The following is a 19,382-nucleotide window of genomic DNA, read 5'->3' as shown; positions in this document are numbered from 1 at the left end:
ATTATCAAAGCAGAAGAACCGATGAGATCTCAATATGCTTTGGTCAATGCTCTCCAATACGCCTGCATGGTATAGTCTTGCGCTATTTGCAGGCGGTGCGGCTACCCTACTCCCCGTCGTTTGGGTTATGCGCAGCACTTTCAAGAATCAACTCAATAATCAACTCGCCTCCGAGCAAGCACTTAGGTCGCAACTAAGCCAAGCTGAGCAACTCACTGAGCAATTAAGAGCACAGCAACTACAAAGTCATGGCCAACAGCAGCAATTGCAAGCGAGATTAGCTGAGCGTCAACGGCAAGCCGCTGAATATCAGCAGCTGTGGCAGCGAGAGCTCGATGCCAAGGAAGAAATTCAAGTGCATGCTCATGAGCTAGAAGTTGAAATGGCCAATCTGCAAACCTTGCTGGAGCAAAAGCAACTGAGCTTTGAGCAGCAGCTCGCGCAGCTTGAGCAAGCGAAGGTCCAGCTGAAAGAAGAGTTTCACAATCTCGCGAATCAAATATTTGATGAGAAAAGCGAGCGCTTTAGTCATCAAAGCAAAGAAAAAATCCAGCAGTTGCTGCAGCCAGTACAAGGTGAATTAAAGGGCTTTAGAGATAAAATGGAAGCCATTCATAGTGAAGAGCTGAAGCAACGGGCGTCATTAAAAACCGAATTGCTGCACTTACAAGCCAACAATAAAGCCATGACCGAGCAAGCAGATCGTTTGACCACGGCGTTACAAGGGCAAAAGAAAGCACAAGGCAACTGGGGCGAACTCATGCTCGAAAATGTGCTAGATAGCGCTGGGCTACGTCCGGGTTACGACTATCAGCGAGAAGTCAACTTTAATACCGACGAAGGCAAGTTTCGCCCTGACGTCGTGGTTTACTTACCGCAATCTCGTCACCTGGTAATTGACGCTAAAACCTCATTGAATGCCTATACAAGGTATATTAATGCCACAACCGATAGTGAAGCGAATCAAGCCATTGTGGCACACACCGAAGCCATCACTGCACGGATCAAAGAGTTGGGTAGTAAATCTTATGAGCGCTTACCAGGTCTTAACTCCCCAGAGGTGGTCATCATGTTTATCCCTGTGGAATCTGCATTTGTTGAGGCGGTTAAGCATAAGCCAACGCTTTATCAGGACGCTTTACAAAACAATGTATTGGTGGCAACGCCAACAACGCTTTTAACCAGTCTTAATATCGTTAAACAGTTATGGCGTTTTGAAGAGCAAAGCAAGCATACCAGAGAGCTGGCGCTTCGAGCTGAGAAGTTTTATAACAAGCTCAATAGCTTCCTACATAGTATGGAAGGGGTGGGTAAACAGCTTGATAAAGCAAAAGAGAGCTACGAGCGAGCGTTTTCTCAGTTATATATGGGTAAAGGCAACTTAATTAAGCAAGCTTCTGAATTTAAAGAACTAGGCGTTGCCGTAGTCAAGGAGCTACCCGAAGAACTCGAAGAAAAAGCTAAACTTGAGCTCGAGCCGGTAAGTCAGCTTGGCAACCACGATAGCTCGAAATAACGCTTGAAATCCAAAAAAACAAAAAAGGCCCATTGGGCCTTTGAACGAAAGATAAAAGAATTTAACCTGAAATGATTAAGGTGTCTTGCACTTGGCATAGTCACTGTGGCGTGGCGTATCCGAATACAAGTGCATATAAAGCGCAAACTGGCTGACATCACGCCAAACATTGCTATTGGCCGGTGGGCATAGTGACTGCTCGATATAACCCTTCAGTGCCTGTCCCGTTAATGTTAATTTAGTCGGGATACGGATAAACACATTGATGTCATCTTTACTGGTTTTTAAATGTGAGAACTGCCAGCTTCCAACCATATACTGTTTGGTAAAGTAGCGGTTGATACGCATTTGGGATTCTTTACTAAGCTGCTGAGTGGGTGCCTCAGGCGTTTCGGTAACAAATGCCCATGCACTTATCAGTGAAATAATAGTGGCTAGTACAAAAGTCCAAATCACAGCTGGTGATAGTTTATTTTTTGGCTTTATTTGAAGTTGCTGCTGGTTCGCTCTAGATTCAACAATTTTCAACCATTCAGCATGTTTTAGCGTCCGTTGTGTCATTGGTACTCTCCGTTTCTGCATATTGGTATTTAAGCGCTTCAATGTGGAGTAAAGATGGAGTGAGTAAACATCAGACCAGTGCCCTTATGAGGTATAAGTTAGATCTAAAAATTCTTTATTGTCGATGAAAGAATAATTCTAAAATTCGCATCTTTTCTGATGAGAGTTGCTTAATCTTAGGGTGGTATTGAATTAGTAAGTACCAACATTTTAGTCTTAAGTCTAATGGGTGTCGTACCGAATTTGTGTTATTTACTTGGGTACCTATTCAGTCTTGATTTATCTTCATATCGACTAAATTAAGTAATAATCGGTCTTTTACAGACTCTGCGTTCAACATATTCACGGGACAAACTATGCAATTTATTAATAACAAGCTGGAAAACGCTGTTCGCAAGCCAATCTCGTTGGCTGTCGGTGCTGCGCTTCTTTCAACTATTTCAATTCATGCGCAAGCAGAAAGTAACAACACTGAAGCCAAAGAAAGTGTTGAAGTCATCGAAATCACTGGTACGCGAAGAAGTCTTCGTAGTATTGCCGAGAGCACGGTGCCGGTAGATGTGATTTCTTTAGAAGATATGCAAAGTACCGGTCAGCTGGAGCTGAGCCAAGTACTCACTACGCTCGTGCCAAGTTTTAACTTCCCAAATTCAACGCTGGCGGATAGTACGGATCACGCCCGTCCGGCAGTGCTTAGAGGTTTAGCACCGGATCACACCTTAGTGCTGGTTAATGGTAAGCGTCGTCATGCTGGCGCATTATTGAATTTAAATGGTACCGTTGGTCGTGGTTCAACGGCGGTTGATTTAAATACTATCCCAGCTGCCGCGATTAAGCGTATAGAAGTACTGCGTGATGGCGCTGCTGCTCAATACGGCTCAGATGCCATTGCTGGCGTTATTAATATTGTGCTTAAAGATGCCGAAGAAGGCGGCAGTATTAGTGTGACCTATGGTGAGCACGATACACAGATGGCAGGTGTCCCTGACTTATTACAAACCCGTGCAAACGCTGCGGGCGATTTAGATTTTGTGCTTGGAGATGACCGCAAGCGCAATGATGGCGGTACTACAACAATTGGTGCCAACGTTGGTTTTGCTTTAGGTAATGAAGGTTTTATTAATCTGTCTGCCGAATATAGAGATAAAAAACCGACTAATCGTTCAGGCTTTGATCCAAGAGAGCAATATACTCGTGATGAAAATGGTCAACTTGACTCAAGAGAGTTTTCATTCGATCGCTACAACCACCGTTTTGGTAAAGCTGAAGTGGAAGACTTTGCACTATTTTATAATGCGGGTTACAACCTAGATGCGGAAACCGAACTTTATTCATTTGGTAGCTACTCAACACGTGAAGGTAACTCCGGTGGTTTCTATCGTCGCGCAAATGACAGCCGCAACTTAACTGCGGTATACCCAGATGGTTTCTTGCCTCAAATCGTCAGCGATGTAGATGATTACTCTTTTGCGGTTGGTGTAAAAGGCACTCAAGGTGAGTGGGATTACGATATCAGTACAAACTATGGTGTGAATGACTTCGCTTTGGGTGTCGTAAATAGTTTGAATACTTCGATGGGGGTAACAAGTCCGACTGAGTTTAATAACGGCGCTTTAGTCTATTCACAGTGGCTTGTGAATGCTGATGCTAAAACGGCATTGGATTTGGGCTTACCGGATGACGTATTTTTCACGATTGGTGCAGAATATCGCCGCGAAACCTATGAAATTGAAGTCGGTGAAGAAGCGTCTTACCTCACCGTGCTTGATGCAGAAGGCAATCCCGTTGCAGCTGGTGGTGCGCAGGTGCTCGCTGGTTTCTCACCAGCAAGTGCTGTCGATGAATCTCGTCATAACATCGCTTTATTCGCAGAGTTTGATACCTACTTAACGCAGGACTGGAATGTCGTCTTGGCGGGTCGTTTTGAAGATTACAGTGATTTTGGCAGCACTTTCACCAGTAAACTGGCATCGCGCTATGTGGTGTCGGATAACTTTTCACTACGTGGTGCAGTAAGCACAGGTTTTAGAGCGCCTTCATTGGCTCAAACGTCCTATAAATCAATTGCTACGGTATTTGAAAATGGCGTACCGAGTGAAGTTGGCCACTTCCCTGTTGATACGCCAGCTGCAAAAGCGCTGGGTGCTCGAGAGCTTGAACCGGAAGAGTCGGTCAATATGACGGCGGGCTTTGTCTACACACTAGACGCGTTCTCATTTACTGTGGATGCCTATCGAATTGACATCGACGATCGCATCGTCCTTTCTGAGAACTTGGGCGGTCCTGAGGTCATTAATATTTTGCAGCAAGCGGGTGAGCTTAATACGCAAAGTGTAAGGTACTTCACTAATGCTATCGACTCGCGCACTCAAGGTGTGGATATCGTAGCAACGTACAGTTTTGATCTTGCCGACTACGGTAATCTGCGTTTAAGTGCCGCGGTAAACATCAATGACACTGAAGTGACGCATGTAAAAGCAAATCCTGCTGAGCTTGAAGCCCTTGGTGACAGCTATGAGTACTTTGCTCGTCGTGAAATTGCACGATTTGAAGATGGAACACCAAAAGATAAGTGGAACTTAGCTGCAATTTGGCAATTTGGCGATTGGCAGACGACATTACGTGCCACACGCTATGGTGAAACGGTGGACTCTTCTAGCGCAGTAGAAGGCGATGAAGTATTAGACGCTAAATGGATCACTGATTTAGAAGTGGCTTATAACCTAGGTGACAACTGGAAGTTTGCTGTAGGCGCTAACAATTTATTTGATCAATATCCTCAAGATACTGTTAGTAATATTGGTTATACAACGTTTAACCAGATCTTCCCTTACTCTGCGTTCTCGGCATATAACACCGATGGTCGTTTTGTGTATGGCAATATCAGCTACCGTTTCTAAGCAAGCTCAGAAAGACAAAAGGCCAAGCATCTGCTTGGCCTTTTGTACTTTATGCTGGCACATCTACCGCGTGAGGTAAGTTTATCTGAATACACAAACCGCCATACTTCCCTGACTTCACTGTGATTTTTCCATTCATCGCTTCAATTAAGCTCTTACAAATAGATAAGCCAAGACCTGAGCCTCCTGTTGCACGACTTCTCGATGCCTCGACACGGTACAAGCGTTCAAACAGTTTGTTCTGCTCGGCCTCAGATACGCCTGGTGAGCTATCATCTACTTGTAGGAATAGTTCTTGTTTATTGACCACAGCTTTAAACCTTACCTTGCCGGGTTTATCTGTGTATAAACATGCATTCTTAGCAAGATTATCGATAACCCTATCTAGCTTTGGTTTATCAATGTAAATACTCATATCATCGACGTGAATGTCGGCGATAAATTGCAGCTGATTACTTGTTACTAATCTTTCAATATCGTACACATAGCTTTGGATAACCGTTTTCGCGCCATGCTGCTGGGGATGGATCACTAGCGCGTCATGATCTGCTTGAGACAATTGATATACGTTCGAGATCAATTCATTTAGCTGATTTATCTTGTTGTTGATCTTGGCATACGCAAGTGTGCTGTCATCAATAAGATTGTGTTCCATCGCTTCTATATGGAGTTTTAAGACACTGAGTGGCGTGCGTAACTCGTGGGAAATATCGGCCAGCATTTTATCTTTATGCTCAATATTCAATTGATACATTTTTGCTTTTAGCGCCGCATTTCTATGCTTGACGACAAAAAATCCGACTAGAAATAATCCAGCTAAAAAGGTCGAGATTGCAGTGATCACCCACATTTGTGTGGATAGCTTGGCGTTTTGTAAGTTAACCTCGGTTATGGCTTGTGCAGAGCGTGCTTGCTCCAGTTGTTGAGATTGAATAAGCGCGTCAATACTGGCTTTATAGGTACTTACTTGTTTTTCTAGTAATGTTTCATGAAGTTGAGTCTGTAGCTTTGAAGTCGACTTCATAAATTGAAAAGCTTGGGCGTATTCATGATGTGCAGCAAGCGTTATCGCTTTAAGGCGATGATATTTTTCGAGCAGCACCTCTGCCGTTTCTATTTCGGTTAGGGCGTCCAGCTTGGTGAGTAGTGTTTTTGCTTTGGCTAATTCTTTACGTTTTAGCCTAACTTCTAACTCCGTCAGGTAGGCGTAAAATTGTTGCAGTGTTGAACTAGTTTGAGTGGCATATTCAATGCCTGCAAGTGCATCCGACAGGGCATTGTCTAAGTCTGCCTTGGCTATATGGATCAATGCGGAGTTTCGATATGCCCTAGCGAGTGAAACCCTAGCATTGAGTTCTTTTAGAAATTCAATGGCCTCTTTTGTTTGCGCTAATGCTTCGTCCGTTTTACCGTTCTTAAACTTCAGCTCTCCCAAGCGAAGGGCCGTGCCTGCGACGTTGCGTAATTCTTTTGAAGCTTTATCTGCAACGAGAGCTTGTTGAAAGAAATACTCTGCATTTTCCTCATCCCCCATACGCACAGAAATATCACCGAGATTATAAAAGTTAGCCCCTTGCTTTTCGTACTGATCAGTTCCTTTTAGTAATTCATAGGCTTTTAAGTGATATTGCATAGATTGCGCAAGCAGATTTCTATGGTCGGCAACAACACCTAGATTATTATAGGTTTGCGCCACTAAATTTGATTTATCCATTGCCTCGGCTGAAGCGAGCGCTTTTAAGTAAAAAGACTCGGCCTGCTCAAGCTGGCTTAAGTTACGATAGTTAATGCCTATCTCTCTGTATAAATCATACTTGCGCGCTTCGGTAAGGAAAAACTGCTTTTCGATATAGCTAAGAGTAGATATTGATTTCTCATATAAGTCTTGCTTTCGATAAATCATGGCCTGCAAATAAATCGCTTGATATCGCGTTTCTTCTTCTTCACTGACGCTGGCCGTTTCAATTTTAACTAAGGCTTCGGTGTATTTTCCTGCCTTTTCTAAATCTTCTATTTCCTTGATAACTGTATTCCCGGCCTGGCAATGCATCGCTGTAAGCAGTGCTACTGCTTTTATTAAGTTCTTAATGGGGGTCATGTATCAACTTCAATGTACTGTAATCAGTTTTATAGTTTTACATGGAAAAGTGGGGTAAATATGGAAAGTGTAAAGGGGGTTTACAGCAGAATGAAGTGCTTATAAATCTGAGGTTAGTCATATTTTTATTTTTAGTCAAAATAAACTCAGAACAAAATTTTACTAAGTAAGTTAGTAAAAATGTGACCTGTCGCTGGTTTAGTTAGTAAAATTTTGGTTTGTGAAAGTGAAAAAAGTCACAAATGCGCTCTTTTTTGTCTGGATCTTAGATCTTTACTGTAAAGATCGGGATCGTTAGGTATTGAGTTAATAAAATTCTGATCTCAAATAGGTCTAGGTTAGTAAAAATATGATCTGAATAACTGGCGTTGGTAAATACGTGATCTCAGTTACCAGTGGCTAGTAAAAATCTGATCCACAATAGATAAAAGGGCCTGACGGCCCTTGCTGATTAAGGAACTATATAAGTCGTTATCTAAATCCAGTGTTTAGAACTGGTTCATGGTGTTGGCTTCACCGCCTGCTTTGAGTGCGTTCTCACCAGAGAAATACTCTTTGTGCGTGTCACCGATATTAGAGCCCGCCAAGTCTTGGTGTTTAACTGATGCTTGTTCGCGACGGATTTCTTGTCGTTGCACATCGCGCACATAGGCAAGCATACCCGCGTCACCAAAATAGCCTTCAGCCAGAATATCAGTGCTGAGCGCTGCTGTATGGTAAGTTGGCAGTGTAATAAGGTGATGGAAAATTCCCGCTTCTCTTGCCGAGTCACGCTGGAAGTTTTGCACCAGTAAATCGGCTTCGGTTGCCAACTCGGTTGCGTCTAACTCTGGCGCCATCAATACTTTTGCATCCGCGCTTGGATTTGGGTATGCCGATAAGTCTTTACCTTGCTCCTGCCATTGTTGGTATACCTGTTCACGGAATTTTAATGTCCAGTTGAACGATGGCGAGTTGTTGTATACAAGCTTAGCGTTAGGCACTTGTTCGCGAACTCGGTTAACTAGCTCGGCAATTTGCTCGATATTTGGCTTTTCGGTTTCAATCCACAATAGATCTGCGCCTGATTGAAGACTGGTTACACAGTCTAGTACCACACGATCTTTTTCTGTGCCTGCTCTGAACTGGTATAGACCGTTGTCTAAGCGAACTGGCTTTTGCAGTTCGCCACTCAATTTAATTGCCATCTCACCTTCTTGTAAGTCAGCGGCCGAGGTAACTGGCGTAGTGTCTAAATAGCTAGTGTATTGGCTCGCAAGGTCGCCTGGCGCTTTTGATACTGGCACTTTTTGCGTCAAACTTGCACCCAATGAGTCAGTGCGAGCGACGATAACGCCATCTTCAACACCAAGCTCAAGGAAAGCATATCGTACAGCGTTAATCTTGGCTAAAAAGTCTTCATGAGGAACCGTTACTTTACCTGCTTGGTGGCCACACTGTTTTGCGTCCGATACTTGGTTTTCGATTTGAATTGCACAAGCGCCCGCTTCAATCATTTGTTTAGCTAAAAGGTAGGTCGCCTCTTCGTTACCAAAACCGGCATCAATATCAGCAATGATAGGCACTACATGGGTTTCGAAGTTATCGATTTTGTTAAGGATTTCAGTTGTGTCTTGGCCTTTTGCTCTCGCTGCATCAAGATCTTTGTAGAGATGATCTAGCTCTCGCGCATCGGCTTGCTTGAGGAAAGTGTAGATCTCTTCAATCAAAGCTGGAACCGCTGTTTTTTCATGCATACTTTGGTCTGGTAGTGGGCCAAACTCTGAGCGCAGCGCAGCAACCATCCAGCCACTTAGGTAGACGTAAGAGCGTTTTGTGGTTTTATTGTGACGCTTCACTGCCATCATCATTTGTTGCGCGGTAAAACCGTGCCAACAACCAAGCGATTGCGTGTATTGGCTGCTATCTGCGTCGTACGCTGCCATGTCTTCACGCATCACTTTTGCCGTGTATTTTGCAATGTCCAAACCGGTTTTAAAACGGTTTTGTAGGTGCATACGGCTGGCATACTCAGGACTGATAGACTGCCAAGTTTTTCCTTGGCTTTGGCATAGACTAGAGAAATGATCTAACTGAGTTTGATACTGAGACATAATTAGCTTCCTTTGAACGGGTACTATAAATCAAATTAAATTCTGGTTGTTTGTTACACGAAACCAACCGGTGTGAGAGTGGTTGGCTGCGGGCTTAATTAAACACTAGGCCGATAAATTAGATTTTTTAAATTTATAGTTATTATTACGAGTATATTTTTTGTGAATGGGAAAAGGGGTTCGTTTTTCCAAAAATTGTTTTATGTTTGACCTATCCCGTTCAAAAAATGTTAATCAAGGACTCTCCATGAGCAAGTATGTCACTCATTCAGGCTTCCAAATTTCGACTCCACTGGCGCACTTTGTTGAGCAATCTCTACTTCCCGGTACGGGGATCGCGGTCAATCAATTTTGGCAAGGCGTAGTGGATATTTTTTCGGAACTTGGGAAGCAAAACCAAGCGTTACTCAACAAACGCGATACCCTGCAACAGCAAATTGACGATTACCATCTCTCTCATCCTGATTGGCAATCGGCAGAATATCGGACATTTCTTGAATCTATCGGCTATTTGCAGCCTGAGCCTGAAGATTTTGCCATCGAAACCGAGCATGTGGAGCCTGAAATTGCGAGCGCAGCCGGTCCTCAGTTAGTGGTGCCTGTCAGTAACGCAAGGTTTGCGCTCAATGCGGCGAATGCGCGTTGGGGCTCTTTGTATGATGCGCTCTATGGAACGGATGTTCTTGGCGAAGAGGATGGTGCTGAGCGTACTCAAGCCTATAATCCGAACCGTGGGTTTAAAGTCATGGCTTATGCTAGGCAATTCCTCGATAAAGCACTGCCGTTGGCAGAAGGCTCTCACATAGAAAGTACGAACTACGCGATTCTAGACGGCAATTTGGTGATTACACTCAACGATAGTACCCAAGTTGCACTGCAAAAGCCTGATCAGCTGGTGGGTTATCAGGGGGAGGCACAAAATCCAAGCGCGGTATTGCTGCGCCACCATGATCTGCATATTGAGATCCAAATTGATCCACACCATCCGATCGGACAGGCAGACAAAGCCGGGATCAAAGATGTCGTCCTTGAGGCTGCACTTACGACAATCATGGATTGTGAAGACTCAGTTGCGGCGGTGGATGCACAAGACAAAGTATTGGTATATCAAAATTGGTTAGGCTTGATGAAAGGGAGCTTGAGCGAAACCTTCGAAAAGTCAGGTCAATCGCTGACTCGGACGCTAAATTCCGACCGAAGTTACGTAGATACACAAGGCCAGCGTATGACACTAAAAGGTCGCTCTATGATGTTTGTGCGCAATGTTGGCCACCTAATGACAACGCCAGCGGTACTGGATGCAGAAGGAAATGAGCAGTTCGAAGGGATCTTAGATGCTATCATGACAAGCACGGCTGCGCTGCATGATTTACAAGGCAATAGTCCGTTCAAAAACTCGACGGCAGCAAGTATCAATATCGTGAAACCGAAGATGCACGGGCCTGAAGAAGTCGCTTTTACTGATACCCTATTTAGCCGAGTTGAAGCGCTGCTCTCGCTACCCAAAAATACCATTAAAATGGGGATTATGGATGAAGAGCGCCGTACTTCGGTAAACTTAAAAGCGTGTATTGCTGCCGCTAAGCAGCGTGTAGTATTTATCAATACTGGCTTTTTGGATAGAACAGGCGATGAAATTCATACCTCAATGCTGGCGGGCCCTGTATTGCCCAAAGTGGCAATTAAAGGGCAGTCTTGGATAGCGGCCTATGAAGATCAAAATGTGGATATTGGCCTTAAAACCGGTTTTAGGAAAAAGGCACAAATAGGCAAAGGGATGTGGCCAATGCCAGATAAAATGGCGCTGATGATGGAGCAAAAGCAAGGCCATCCTGAGTCTGGTGCTAATACTGCATGGGTGCCCTCTCCTACCGCAGCAACGCTCCATGCGATGCACTATCACTATGTGGATGTGTTTGCACGCCAACTTGAGATAAAAACACGTCAGCAAGCATCGCTCGATAACTTACTTATGCCCCCGTTGATGTTAGAAAACGATTTGTCTGCGGAGGATATTCAAGCCGAATTAGACAATAATGCGCAGGGCATTTTGGGCTACGTGGTGCGCTGGATAGATCAAGGTGTAGGTTGCTCAAAAGTGCCTGATATCAATCACGTTGGATTAATGGAAGACAGAGCAACGCTTAGGATCTCAAGCCAGCATATCGCTAACTGGTTATATCATGGTATTTGTAGCGAAGAACAAGTAGAAAAAACTTTTAGACGCATGGCGGCTGTAGTAGATGGTCAAAACGAAGGTGACAGCCTCTACCAACCAATGCTCAATGACCATAAACCGCTTAGTGAAAACCTTGCCTATAAAGCGGCGTTGTCTTTGGTATTTGAAGGCCGAGTACAACCCAATGGTTACACCGAGCCGCTACTTCACGCCTATCGACAAGCCTATAAGCAGCAGGCTAATTAGTCTCTTTTCATTTCGATGTCACTCAAATCAAGGCTGGTCAATCCAGCCTTTTTGGTTTTTATGCTTGTGTCGAGGTAAACCTCGACCTACGTTGGGTTTGTAGGTCGTGATTTATCACGACGAGCATAGGCTATATTTGCGATGCGGTGATTAACGGAATTCGTGTTGAAACACCGTTGAGCGCAATTTTGTGGATCATTTCATCTATGGTAGTACAGCAATCACTGAGAATGTAGACATTGTACTGCTCCGCCGATTTCGATAGCGCGGTATGGGTTACACAGTTTTGTGTCATCATGCCGCAGATATATAAAGTGTCGATACCTTTAGATTGGAGCAAATCGTTTAAGGAGGTTTGCTCAAAGCTGTCGGCATAGGACTTTACGATATGGTGGCCGTTTTCTTGCGCTTGGCGTAGGCCATTATGAAGCTCGACACCGCTTGTGTCGGCATTGAAAAATGGTGCTTTTCCTTGCTCTGGATTAGCTATGTGCTGGACATAAATGACTTCCATGTTTTGCTCTGCTGCTTTTTTGATAGCTGTATTGATGTTTGCTAGTGTATTTTCGCTATTCCATAGCGGGAAAAGCCCTCCAAGAAAGTAGTCATTTTGAATGTCGATCACCAATAGTGCGCTGTTGTTCATTTCTTTTACCTCGTTGGTTAATTTGCAGAGGTATTGTGCTGGAGTTGTAACTTTGACTGGAGTGTCTAAAATGACATTTTTGAGTTCAAATTCGACAATGTAGATGAAACCAATCAAAGTGGCGATTTGTCACTATCCTCATGCGATGAAGTCGGCTGTGTATGGTCTAGAAGAGCTGTTTTTTCTAGCAGATAGAATTTGTATCGAAGAGTCACAGGATACCCGCTTTACAACACATGTTGTCACCTTTAGTAGTGCTGTAAAGGGGGATTACAATATTGTGTTATTGCCGCCGAGTGTTAGTTCTGATTATTACCTCAAACCTGAACCTCAATTACTTGCTTGGTTAACCGAGCAGCACCAACAAGGTGCAGTTATCGCCTCTGCCTGTGCGGGGGCTTTTATACTTGCGGCCTCGGGGCTAAGTCATCAGCGCTTACTTACCACGCATTGGGGGTTAACTGAGGCATTTAAACGGCACTTTCCTAACCAGCCTATTGATACACGAAAAATTTTAATCGATCACAATGATATTATGTCGGCTGGCGGCATGATGTCATGGCTTGATCTTGGATTAGAGCTAGTCAAAAAATATAGCAGTCACTTAGTCATGCGCAAGTTAGGCAAAACGCTTGTCGTAGATACGGCTCAGCGGGAGCAGAGCTACTATCATCAATTTCAGCCAAACTTTCAACATGGTGACGATGCTGTGCTGCGCGCTCAGCAATATATTAACACCCGTTATGGTCACAATATTTCAATTACAGAACTAGCTGATATCGCTCTACTTACGCAAAGAACCTTACAGCGACGTTTTGCTAAGGTGCTCGGACTCAATCCAAATCAATATCTGCAACGGTTTCGGGTGCAGAAAATGTGTGATTTATTAGAAAGCACGAGCAAGCCATTTGATTGGATTGCGCACCAGGTAGGATACGAGGATACGACAGCCTGCCGTAAGGTGTTTAATAAATGTATGGGCTTAACACCAAGCGAATTTCGAAAGCGTTTCTAGTTAACCTGAACCCGGGATAACAACTTGTTCTCTAGCAGCTGTTACCCCTTACTACTGCGTTAAATTTGCTTGCAATAGGCCAGCTATTGACGCACAAATTTGCCTTGTATTAAGAAATAACTTCTGGCTAGAGTGATATTACACTTTTGAGCTTAGGGATTTTAGTTTAATAACTAACTTCTTACCCCGAGTTCAGGTTGGTTATTTAAACTTTACTTAAAGTAAAAAAATATTTGACTTGTTGTTGAGCAAAGTTTACGCTTTCAATGTAAAAAATACTTAACCTTGAGTAAAGTGAGGATAACATGGAAAGCAACAATAAGATTAAAGCGTTTTTAGACTCGTTGAGTTTCCGTGACTTAACGATTGCGATAGAGTTTTTGGTAACAGGTTATATCTTGTATTTTTATTTAGGCGAAATAACAGCGGCTACAGAGCAGTTACGTCAAGATCCTAGTTGGGTATCAGGATTGTTGCTTAAGGTGATTGTTATTTCTATCGTGACATCTATAGCAGGTCAGTTGCTACTGAGCTTTGTTAGCGATAAAGATATGGATAAGCCGTTAGATGAGCGTGAAAAGTTGATTGCGCTATCTGGGTGCAAACCTGCCTACTGGGTGCTTCAGGTTGGTGTGTGTATCTCTATTTTCCAGTATTCTGCCGAAGCGCAAAATTGGCCGCAAGCGCTTCCTTTTGAACTACCATTTGCACCACTTCATATTTTAGTGATTGCATTTTTGCTGGCTGAATTGGTCGGTTATGGAACCCAGCTTGTCAAAGCTCGTTTGGGAGCTGTGTATGGCTGATTTACCAATAAAAAACAAAATCAGAATGCTACGCTTTATGAGCGGTGAAATGACGCAAAAAGAGCTTGCTGAGCGAGTGAGTGTTACGAGACAAACGATTATGGCGATCGAGGCTGCAAAATACTCCCCTTCGCTCGAAGTCGCCTTTAAAATCGCTCATGTATTTAATGTCTCTATTGAAGAAGTATTCGAATATCAGCCATAAAATGCCAAAACAAGCGTGATGTAAAGGGGCTTTACGTCACGCTTTTTTGTTTCTGTGAGCACCGATACGTTTTTTGACTTAAATAGTTTAATAATTAGGCATTGTAATCTAGGCTTTAGGTAAATATATTGTTACTACTAAAGATAGTGCCTATGCAATGAACTGAGTCGTCATGTTATAAGGCCGATTGTCATAGACTTGCTCACGAGGTGTCATGGTTAAGCAGTACATATCAGTGAATAACTTGATTGGCATGGCTATATTAGTGTGGGGTTTGGTATTTCCCCCTGTCAGTGCGAGCGAATGCAGTAAAACGGTGAATATTGGCGTTGTTGCCGATTGGCCGCCATTAACTGTGTTTGATGAGCTTGGACCTTGGGGCCTAGACGTAGACATTGCCGAAATGGTGTTCCAGCATGTTGCCGTGTGTACCACCTATATTCGCCTCCCTTCCAGCGCTCGCACTTTTGAAGAAATGTCAAAAGGAGTGATAGATGTCGCAGTAATGGTTAGCTACACTAAAGATAGAGAAGCATACGGAGATTTCTCTCTGCCCTACCGTTTTGAACGTATGCGATTATTTTCGTTATCACCTCCCACAGCGCTTGCCGATTTAGCTTCATTACTAAAGCAATCGAAAACCATAGGGTTGAGCATCGGATCTTACTATGGAGAGGAACTTGATAAGCTTAAACAAGATCCCCGCTATAAAGATCAATTTGTGAGTATTGCCAGTGCGCAACGGCGGGTTGAAATGCTAATGAAAGCGCGCGTTGATTTTATTGTGGATGATGTGATCACGGGGAACTATTTTATCAAAGAGCGAGGGCTTGACGCTGCGCAGGCTTGGTCTTACGTGGTACATGATAACCAAGTACACTTTTTGCTGCGTAAAAATGTTTTTAGTGCGAGGCTGAAAAGTAAAATTGATGAGGCGATCTTAGCGCTTAAACCTAAGATTGAATTGTTAGTAGCGAGTTATCAGTCAAACGCGTCTTTTGGGGTTTCCACTGTCTCAAATAGGTTTCCTAGTTACCAACCGTTACTGCTTTCAAATCTTGACTAGCAAGGATGTTTAGTCGTACTCAGTTCCATCATTTGGTTCGGTTTTGGTTGTTTTATAGCCAAACCAAACTTAATCAAATTGTCACATCAAAACGGTAAATTATCGCAAATACCTGCAAAATCTCAGATTTTTTAAAATTTTTTAAGATTTTTTGTAATCCTTTAAAACCCCTTAGCTATCATGGGATTAACCTAGGTACAAACGTCAAAAATTTGGCTTTTTACAAAAAGTCAACCTTGAAGTCTCATCTTTATCACCCTAAGCTTTATTTTAATTGAACGGTCAATTAATAAAAAGCTATGCCAAAAGTCGGAATGGAACCTGTTCGTCGTCAGCAGCTAATTGACGCCACTTTAGAGTCAGTTGCCGAGTTAGGATTACAAGCAACCACTATTAATAGTATCAGTAAAAGAGCGGGTCTCTCATCGGGGATCATCAGCCACTATTTTGGTGGTAAACAAGGCTTGATCGAAGCAACCGTGCGCTATCTATTAAACAACTTGAAATACAGTTTGTTGGACAAAACCTGCGGTGGTTGTAGTGCCGAGCAGCGACTCATGTATATCGTAGAAGCTAACTTTGCCATGGTACAGCAGCAGTCAAATACGACGCGTACCTGGTTGAGTTTTTGGGCGCAATCTATGCACGATGATGAACTTCACCGACTACAGCGCGTTAACAGTCGCCGTCTGCAGAGTAACCTAGCGACTTCGTTTGCTGCTTTTATGCCGCGAGCACAGGCAAAAGAAGCGGCTGAGCTTGCCGCCGGTATGATTGACGGACTTTGGTTAAGAGCGGTGCTAAGCAAAGCTGACCATCATGCGTTTCATCACAGTGAAACGCTCGCAAAACGCTACATTCAATCACTTATTAAGCAGTTTGGAGGATAATGTGACAGTCCCTGTATATCAAAATTTTATTCATGGCCAGTTCTTGGCAAACCACTCAGGCGAAAAGTTTGCAGTAAAAAATCCAGCAACGGATGAAGTGATCTACGAGGTAGAGGTTGCCGATAGTCATGTTCAGCAAGCTGCGATTGAAAGTGCCAAAGCGGGCTTTGCATTATGGTCAGCGATGGCGCCAATTGAGCGTAGTCGTGTTTTACATAAAGCGGTATCTCTGCTGCGCGAGCGCAATGATGAGCTTGCCAAGATTGAAGTGTTAGATACAGGTAAACCTTGGCAAGAGGCGGAATGTGTAGACATTCAAACAGGCGCTGATGTAATTGAATATTTTGCAGGGGTGGCTCCCGCTCAAGTTGGCACTCAGCAGCCTGTGGGAGGGGACTTTTTCTATACTCGCAAAGAGCCTCTAGGGATTTGTGCAGGCATTGGCGCGTGGAATTATCCACTGCAAATTGCGTGTTGGAAATCAGGCCCTGCACTTGCCGCTGGTAACGCACTCATTTTCAAGCCATCGGAAGAAACACCACTAGGCGCGATTAAGCTGGCCGAAATATTTATTGAAGCCGGTATCCCTGCGGGCGTATTCAATGTGGTACAAGGTGCCGCTGAGGTGGGCCAATGGCTAACTACCAGCCCTGATATTGAAAAAGTATCGTTCACCGGTGAAGTGGGTACTGGCAAAAAAGTAATGCAAAGTGCGGCAAGCAATTTAAAAGAAGTGACGATGGAGCTAGGCGGCAAATCACCGCTTATCGTTTTTGAAGATGCTGATATCTCTCAAGCGATAAGTGCCGCGATGTTGGGCAACTTCTACACCCAAGGTGAAGTGTGTACCAACTGCACACGCGTATTTGTGCAGCGTAAGGTTTACGACGCCTTTTTAGCTGAGTTAAAGCAGCGTACCGAACAAAATATCATCGCGGGCGATCCGCTCGATCCAAACGTAAATCTTGGTGCCCTAATCTCAAAGCAGCATCACACACTGGTGATGGATTACATTGAAAAAGGCAAAGCTGAAGGTGCAACCGTACTGACCGGTGGTGAGGCACTTAGTCCTGAAACCGCGCCAAACGGCTACTTTGTCGCACCGACCGTATTTATCGACTGTCATGATGACATGACCATAGTGAAAGAAGAGATCTTTGGCCCAGTGATGTCGGTATTGGTATTCGATGACGAGGAAGAAGTCATTCAACGTGCAAACAACACCCACTTAGGTTTGGCCGCGGGTGTATTTAGTAGAGATATTCAACGTGCACACCGTGTCATCCACCAGCTAGAAGCTGGCATTTGTTGGATCAATAGTTATGGCAACTCACCCGCTGAAATGCCCGTTGGAGGCTATAAGCAGTCGGGCATTGGCCGCGAAAATGGCATCGAGACGCTAGATCAATATACCCAGACTAAGTCTGTGTATATTGGTATGAGCGATATTGAAAGTCCATTTTAATCGAGGAGTATGATGACTGATTTTGATTATATTATCGTAGGTGCAGGCTCTGCAGGCTGTGTGCTTGCAAACCGCCTATCGGAAAATCCAGCGCACAAAGTGCTACTACTCGAAACTGGCGGTAGTGATAAGAGTATTTTTATTCAGATGCCAACTGCGCTATCTATTCCAATGAATACCGATAAATATGCTTGGCAGTTCCATACTGAGCCAGAGCCGCACTTAGACAATCGCGTTATGCATTGTCCTCGCGGCAAGGTGCTTGGTGGTTCATCGTCAATCAATGGCATGGTGTACGTTCGAGGTCATGCTAAAGACTTTGACGAGTGGCAAGACAGTGGTGCACAAGGTTGGGATTATCAGTCTTGTTTACCTTACTTCAAGCGCGCTGAATCTTGGTATTTAGGTGGCGACGAGTACCGTGGTGAGCAAGGTCCGCTTGGCACCAATAATGGTAATGAAATGGCAAACCCGCTCTATCGCGCCTTTATTAGCGCCGGTGAGCAAGCGGGTTATGCGTTTACTAAAGACTATAACGGTGAGCAGCAAGAAGGCTTTGGGCCAATGCATATGACCGTAAAAGGTGGTAAGCGTTGTTCATCAAGTCGCGCCTATTTAGATCCAATTAAACATCGCAGTAACCTCACCATAGTCACGGGTGCCTTGGTACAAAAAATACTGTTAGATGGCAAAACCGCTACAGGCGTTGAATACAGTGTGAAAGGAAACCTGAAAAAAGCGAATGCAGCGAAGGAAGTGATCCTAAGTGCAGGTTCAATCGGTTCACCGCACTTATTACAATTATCTGGCATTGGCGATAAAGAAGCGTTGACTGCCGCAGGCGTTGAAGTAAAACACCATTTACCCGGAGTGGGCAAAAACCTTCAAGATCACTTGGAGTTTTATTTCCAATACAAGTGTAAGCAGCCCATCACCTTGAATGGCAAGTTGGGGTTAATTTCTAAAGGCTTGATCGGTGCAAGATGGTTACTTGATAAGTCAGGTCTTGGCGCGACCAACCACTTTGAGTCTTGTGCTTTTATTCGTTCGAAAGCGGGCGTTGAGTGGCCAGATCTTCAGTACCACTTTTTACCTGCAGCCATTCGCTATGATGGTAAAAGTGCCTTTGATGGTCATGGGTTCCAAGTTCATGTCGGCCACAATAAACCAAAGAGCCGTGGTGAAGTAACGATTAAATCAGCAGATCCAACGGTGGCGCCTAAAATACAGTTTAATTATCTGGCAGAACAAGAAGACATCGAAGGGTTTAGAGCATGTGTCAGGTTGACTCGTGAAATCATCGAGCAAAGTGCGTTTGATGACTTTAGACAGAGCGAGATCCAACCTGGTGAGCATATCCAAACCGATGAAGAAATTGATGCTTTCGTGCGTCAAGCGGTAGAAAGTGCTTATCACCCTTCTTGTTCATGCAAAATGGGTGAGGATGAAATGGCGGTTGTAGATTCACAAACCCGTGTGCACGGTGTAAAGGGGCTACGCGTTGTGGATTCATCTATCTTCCCAACCATTCCAAATGGCAACCTCAACGCGCCGACTATTATGGTCGCGGAAAAAGCAGCGGATATGATTTTAGGCAATTCACCACTTGCCGCTGAGGGAGCAAACGTTGCTATGACACAAAACTGGCAACAGGTTCAACGTAGTTCGGAGATCTAGTTTCGCCACTCGTATGGGA

At 44.1% G+C, this 19,382-nt stretch carries 14 protein-coding genes; 10 read left to right on the top strand and 4 right to left on the bottom strand.

Going from position 1 to position 19,382, the window contains the following annotated elements:
• Positions 1-34 precede the first annotated feature (34 nt).
• Positions 35-1,516 (top strand): DNA recombination protein RmuC, encoded by a 1,482-nt coding sequence (gene rmuC, locus ABMY45_RS08085; protein WP_174169151.1) that lies wholly within the window; start codon positions 35-37, stop codon positions 1,514-1,516.
• A gap of 75 nt (positions 1,517-1,591) precedes the next feature.
• On the opposite strand, the gene ABMY45_RS08080 is transcribed toward rmuC, so the two are convergent.
• The gene (locus tag ABMY45_RS08080) at positions 1,592-2,077 is read right to left on the bottom strand and encodes a hypothetical protein (protein WP_174169150.1); all 486 of its coding nucleotides are present in this window, start codon (positions 2,075-2,077) and stop codon (positions 1,592-1,594) included.
• Positions 2,078-2,433: 356 nt separating this feature from the next.
• Between ABMY45_RS08080 and ABMY45_RS08075 the strand changes: the two genes are divergently transcribed.
• The gene (locus ABMY45_RS08075) at positions 2,434-4,977 is read left to right on the top strand and encodes a TonB-dependent receptor (protein WP_174169149.1); all 2,544 of its coding nucleotides are present in this window, start codon (positions 2,434-2,436) and stop codon (positions 4,975-4,977) included.
• A 49-nt stretch (positions 4,978-5,026) separates the two neighbouring features.
• On the opposite strand, the gene ABMY45_RS08070 is transcribed toward ABMY45_RS08075, so the two are convergent.
• Both ABMY45_RS08070 and ABMY45_RS08065 read right to left on the bottom strand, forming a co-directional pair.
• Positions 5,027-7,075: an ATP-binding protein gene (locus tag ABMY45_RS08070; protein WP_174169148.1), complete on the bottom strand. Its 2,049-nt coding sequence runs from the start codon at positions 7,073-7,075 to the stop codon at positions 5,027-5,029.
• 488 nt (positions 7,076-7,563) lie between these two features.
• Complete coding sequence (locus ABMY45_RS08065) at positions 7,564-9,168, bottom strand: isocitrate lyase (RefSeq protein WP_174169147.1); 1,605 nt, start codon at positions 9,166-9,168, stop codon at positions 7,564-7,566.
• A gap of 247 nt (positions 9,169-9,415) precedes the next feature.
• Between ABMY45_RS08065 and ABMY45_RS08060 the strand changes: the two genes are divergently transcribed.
• Positions 9,416-11,593, top strand: a complete 2,178-nt coding sequence (locus tag ABMY45_RS08060; protein WP_349288723.1) for a malate synthase G — start codon at positions 9,416-9,418, stop codon at positions 11,591-11,593.
• A gap of 130 nt (positions 11,594-11,723) precedes the next feature.
• Here ABMY45_RS08060 and ABMY45_RS08055 read toward each other — a convergent pair whose 3' ends face one another.
• Complete coding sequence (locus tag ABMY45_RS08055) at positions 11,724-12,239, bottom strand: cysteine hydrolase family protein (RefSeq protein ID WP_349288722.1); 516 nt, start codon at positions 12,237-12,239, stop codon at positions 11,724-11,726.
• 103 nt (positions 12,240-12,342) lie between these two features.
• On the opposite strand from ABMY45_RS08055, the gene ABMY45_RS08050 reads away from it, so the two are divergent.
• From ABMY45_RS08050 to betA, 7 genes are all read left to right on the top strand, one after another.
• A complete protein-coding gene (locus ABMY45_RS08050) occupies positions 12,343-13,254 on the top strand; it encodes a helix-turn-helix domain-containing protein (RefSeq protein WP_349288721.1) in 912 nt (303 codons plus the stop codon).
• A 305-nt stretch (positions 13,255-13,559) separates the two neighbouring features.
• Positions 13,560-14,060: a hypothetical protein gene (locus ABMY45_RS08045; protein WP_239421520.1), complete on the top strand. Its 501-nt coding sequence runs from the start codon at positions 13,560-13,562 to the stop codon at positions 14,058-14,060.
• Positions 14,053-14,265, top strand: coding sequence for a helix-turn-helix transcriptional regulator (locus ABMY45_RS08040; RefSeq protein ID WP_349288720.1), 213 nt, complete (start codon positions 14,053-14,055; stop codon positions 14,263-14,265). Before ABMY45_RS08045 ends, ABMY45_RS08040 begins: the two co-directional genes overlap by 8 nt.
• A gap of 214 nt (positions 14,266-14,479) precedes the next feature.
• Positions 14,480-15,331: a transporter substrate-binding domain-containing protein gene (locus ABMY45_RS08035; RefSeq protein WP_349288719.1), complete on the top strand. Its 852-nt coding sequence runs from the start codon at positions 14,480-14,482 to the stop codon at positions 15,329-15,331.
• A gap of 299 nt (positions 15,332-15,630) precedes the next feature.
• Positions 15,631-16,221, top strand: a complete 591-nt coding sequence (betI, locus tag ABMY45_RS08030; protein WP_102058151.1) for a transcriptional regulator BetI — start codon at positions 15,631-15,633, stop codon at positions 16,219-16,221.
• 1 nt (position 16,222) lies between these two features.
• Entirely contained in the window at positions 16,223-17,686 is a 1,464-nt protein-coding gene (betB, locus tag ABMY45_RS08025) for a betaine-aldehyde dehydrogenase (RefSeq protein WP_239421518.1), read from the top strand.
• Between the two features lie 9 nt (positions 17,687-17,695).
• Positions 17,696-19,363, top strand: coding sequence for a choline dehydrogenase (betA, locus tag ABMY45_RS08020; RefSeq protein WP_239421517.1), 1,668 nt, complete (start codon positions 17,696-17,698; stop codon positions 19,361-19,363).
• Positions 19,364-19,382: the final 19 nt, after the last annotated feature.

This window comes from Pseudoalteromonas sp. XMcav11-Q (assembly GCF_040104525.1).
In the GTDB taxonomy this organism is placed as follows: Bacteria; Pseudomonadota; Gammaproteobacteria; order Enterobacterales; family Alteromonadaceae; genus Pseudoalteromonas.
The sequence above is the reverse complement of the archived record's forward strand: the minus strand, read 5'-3'. Positions and strand labels throughout refer to the sequence as shown.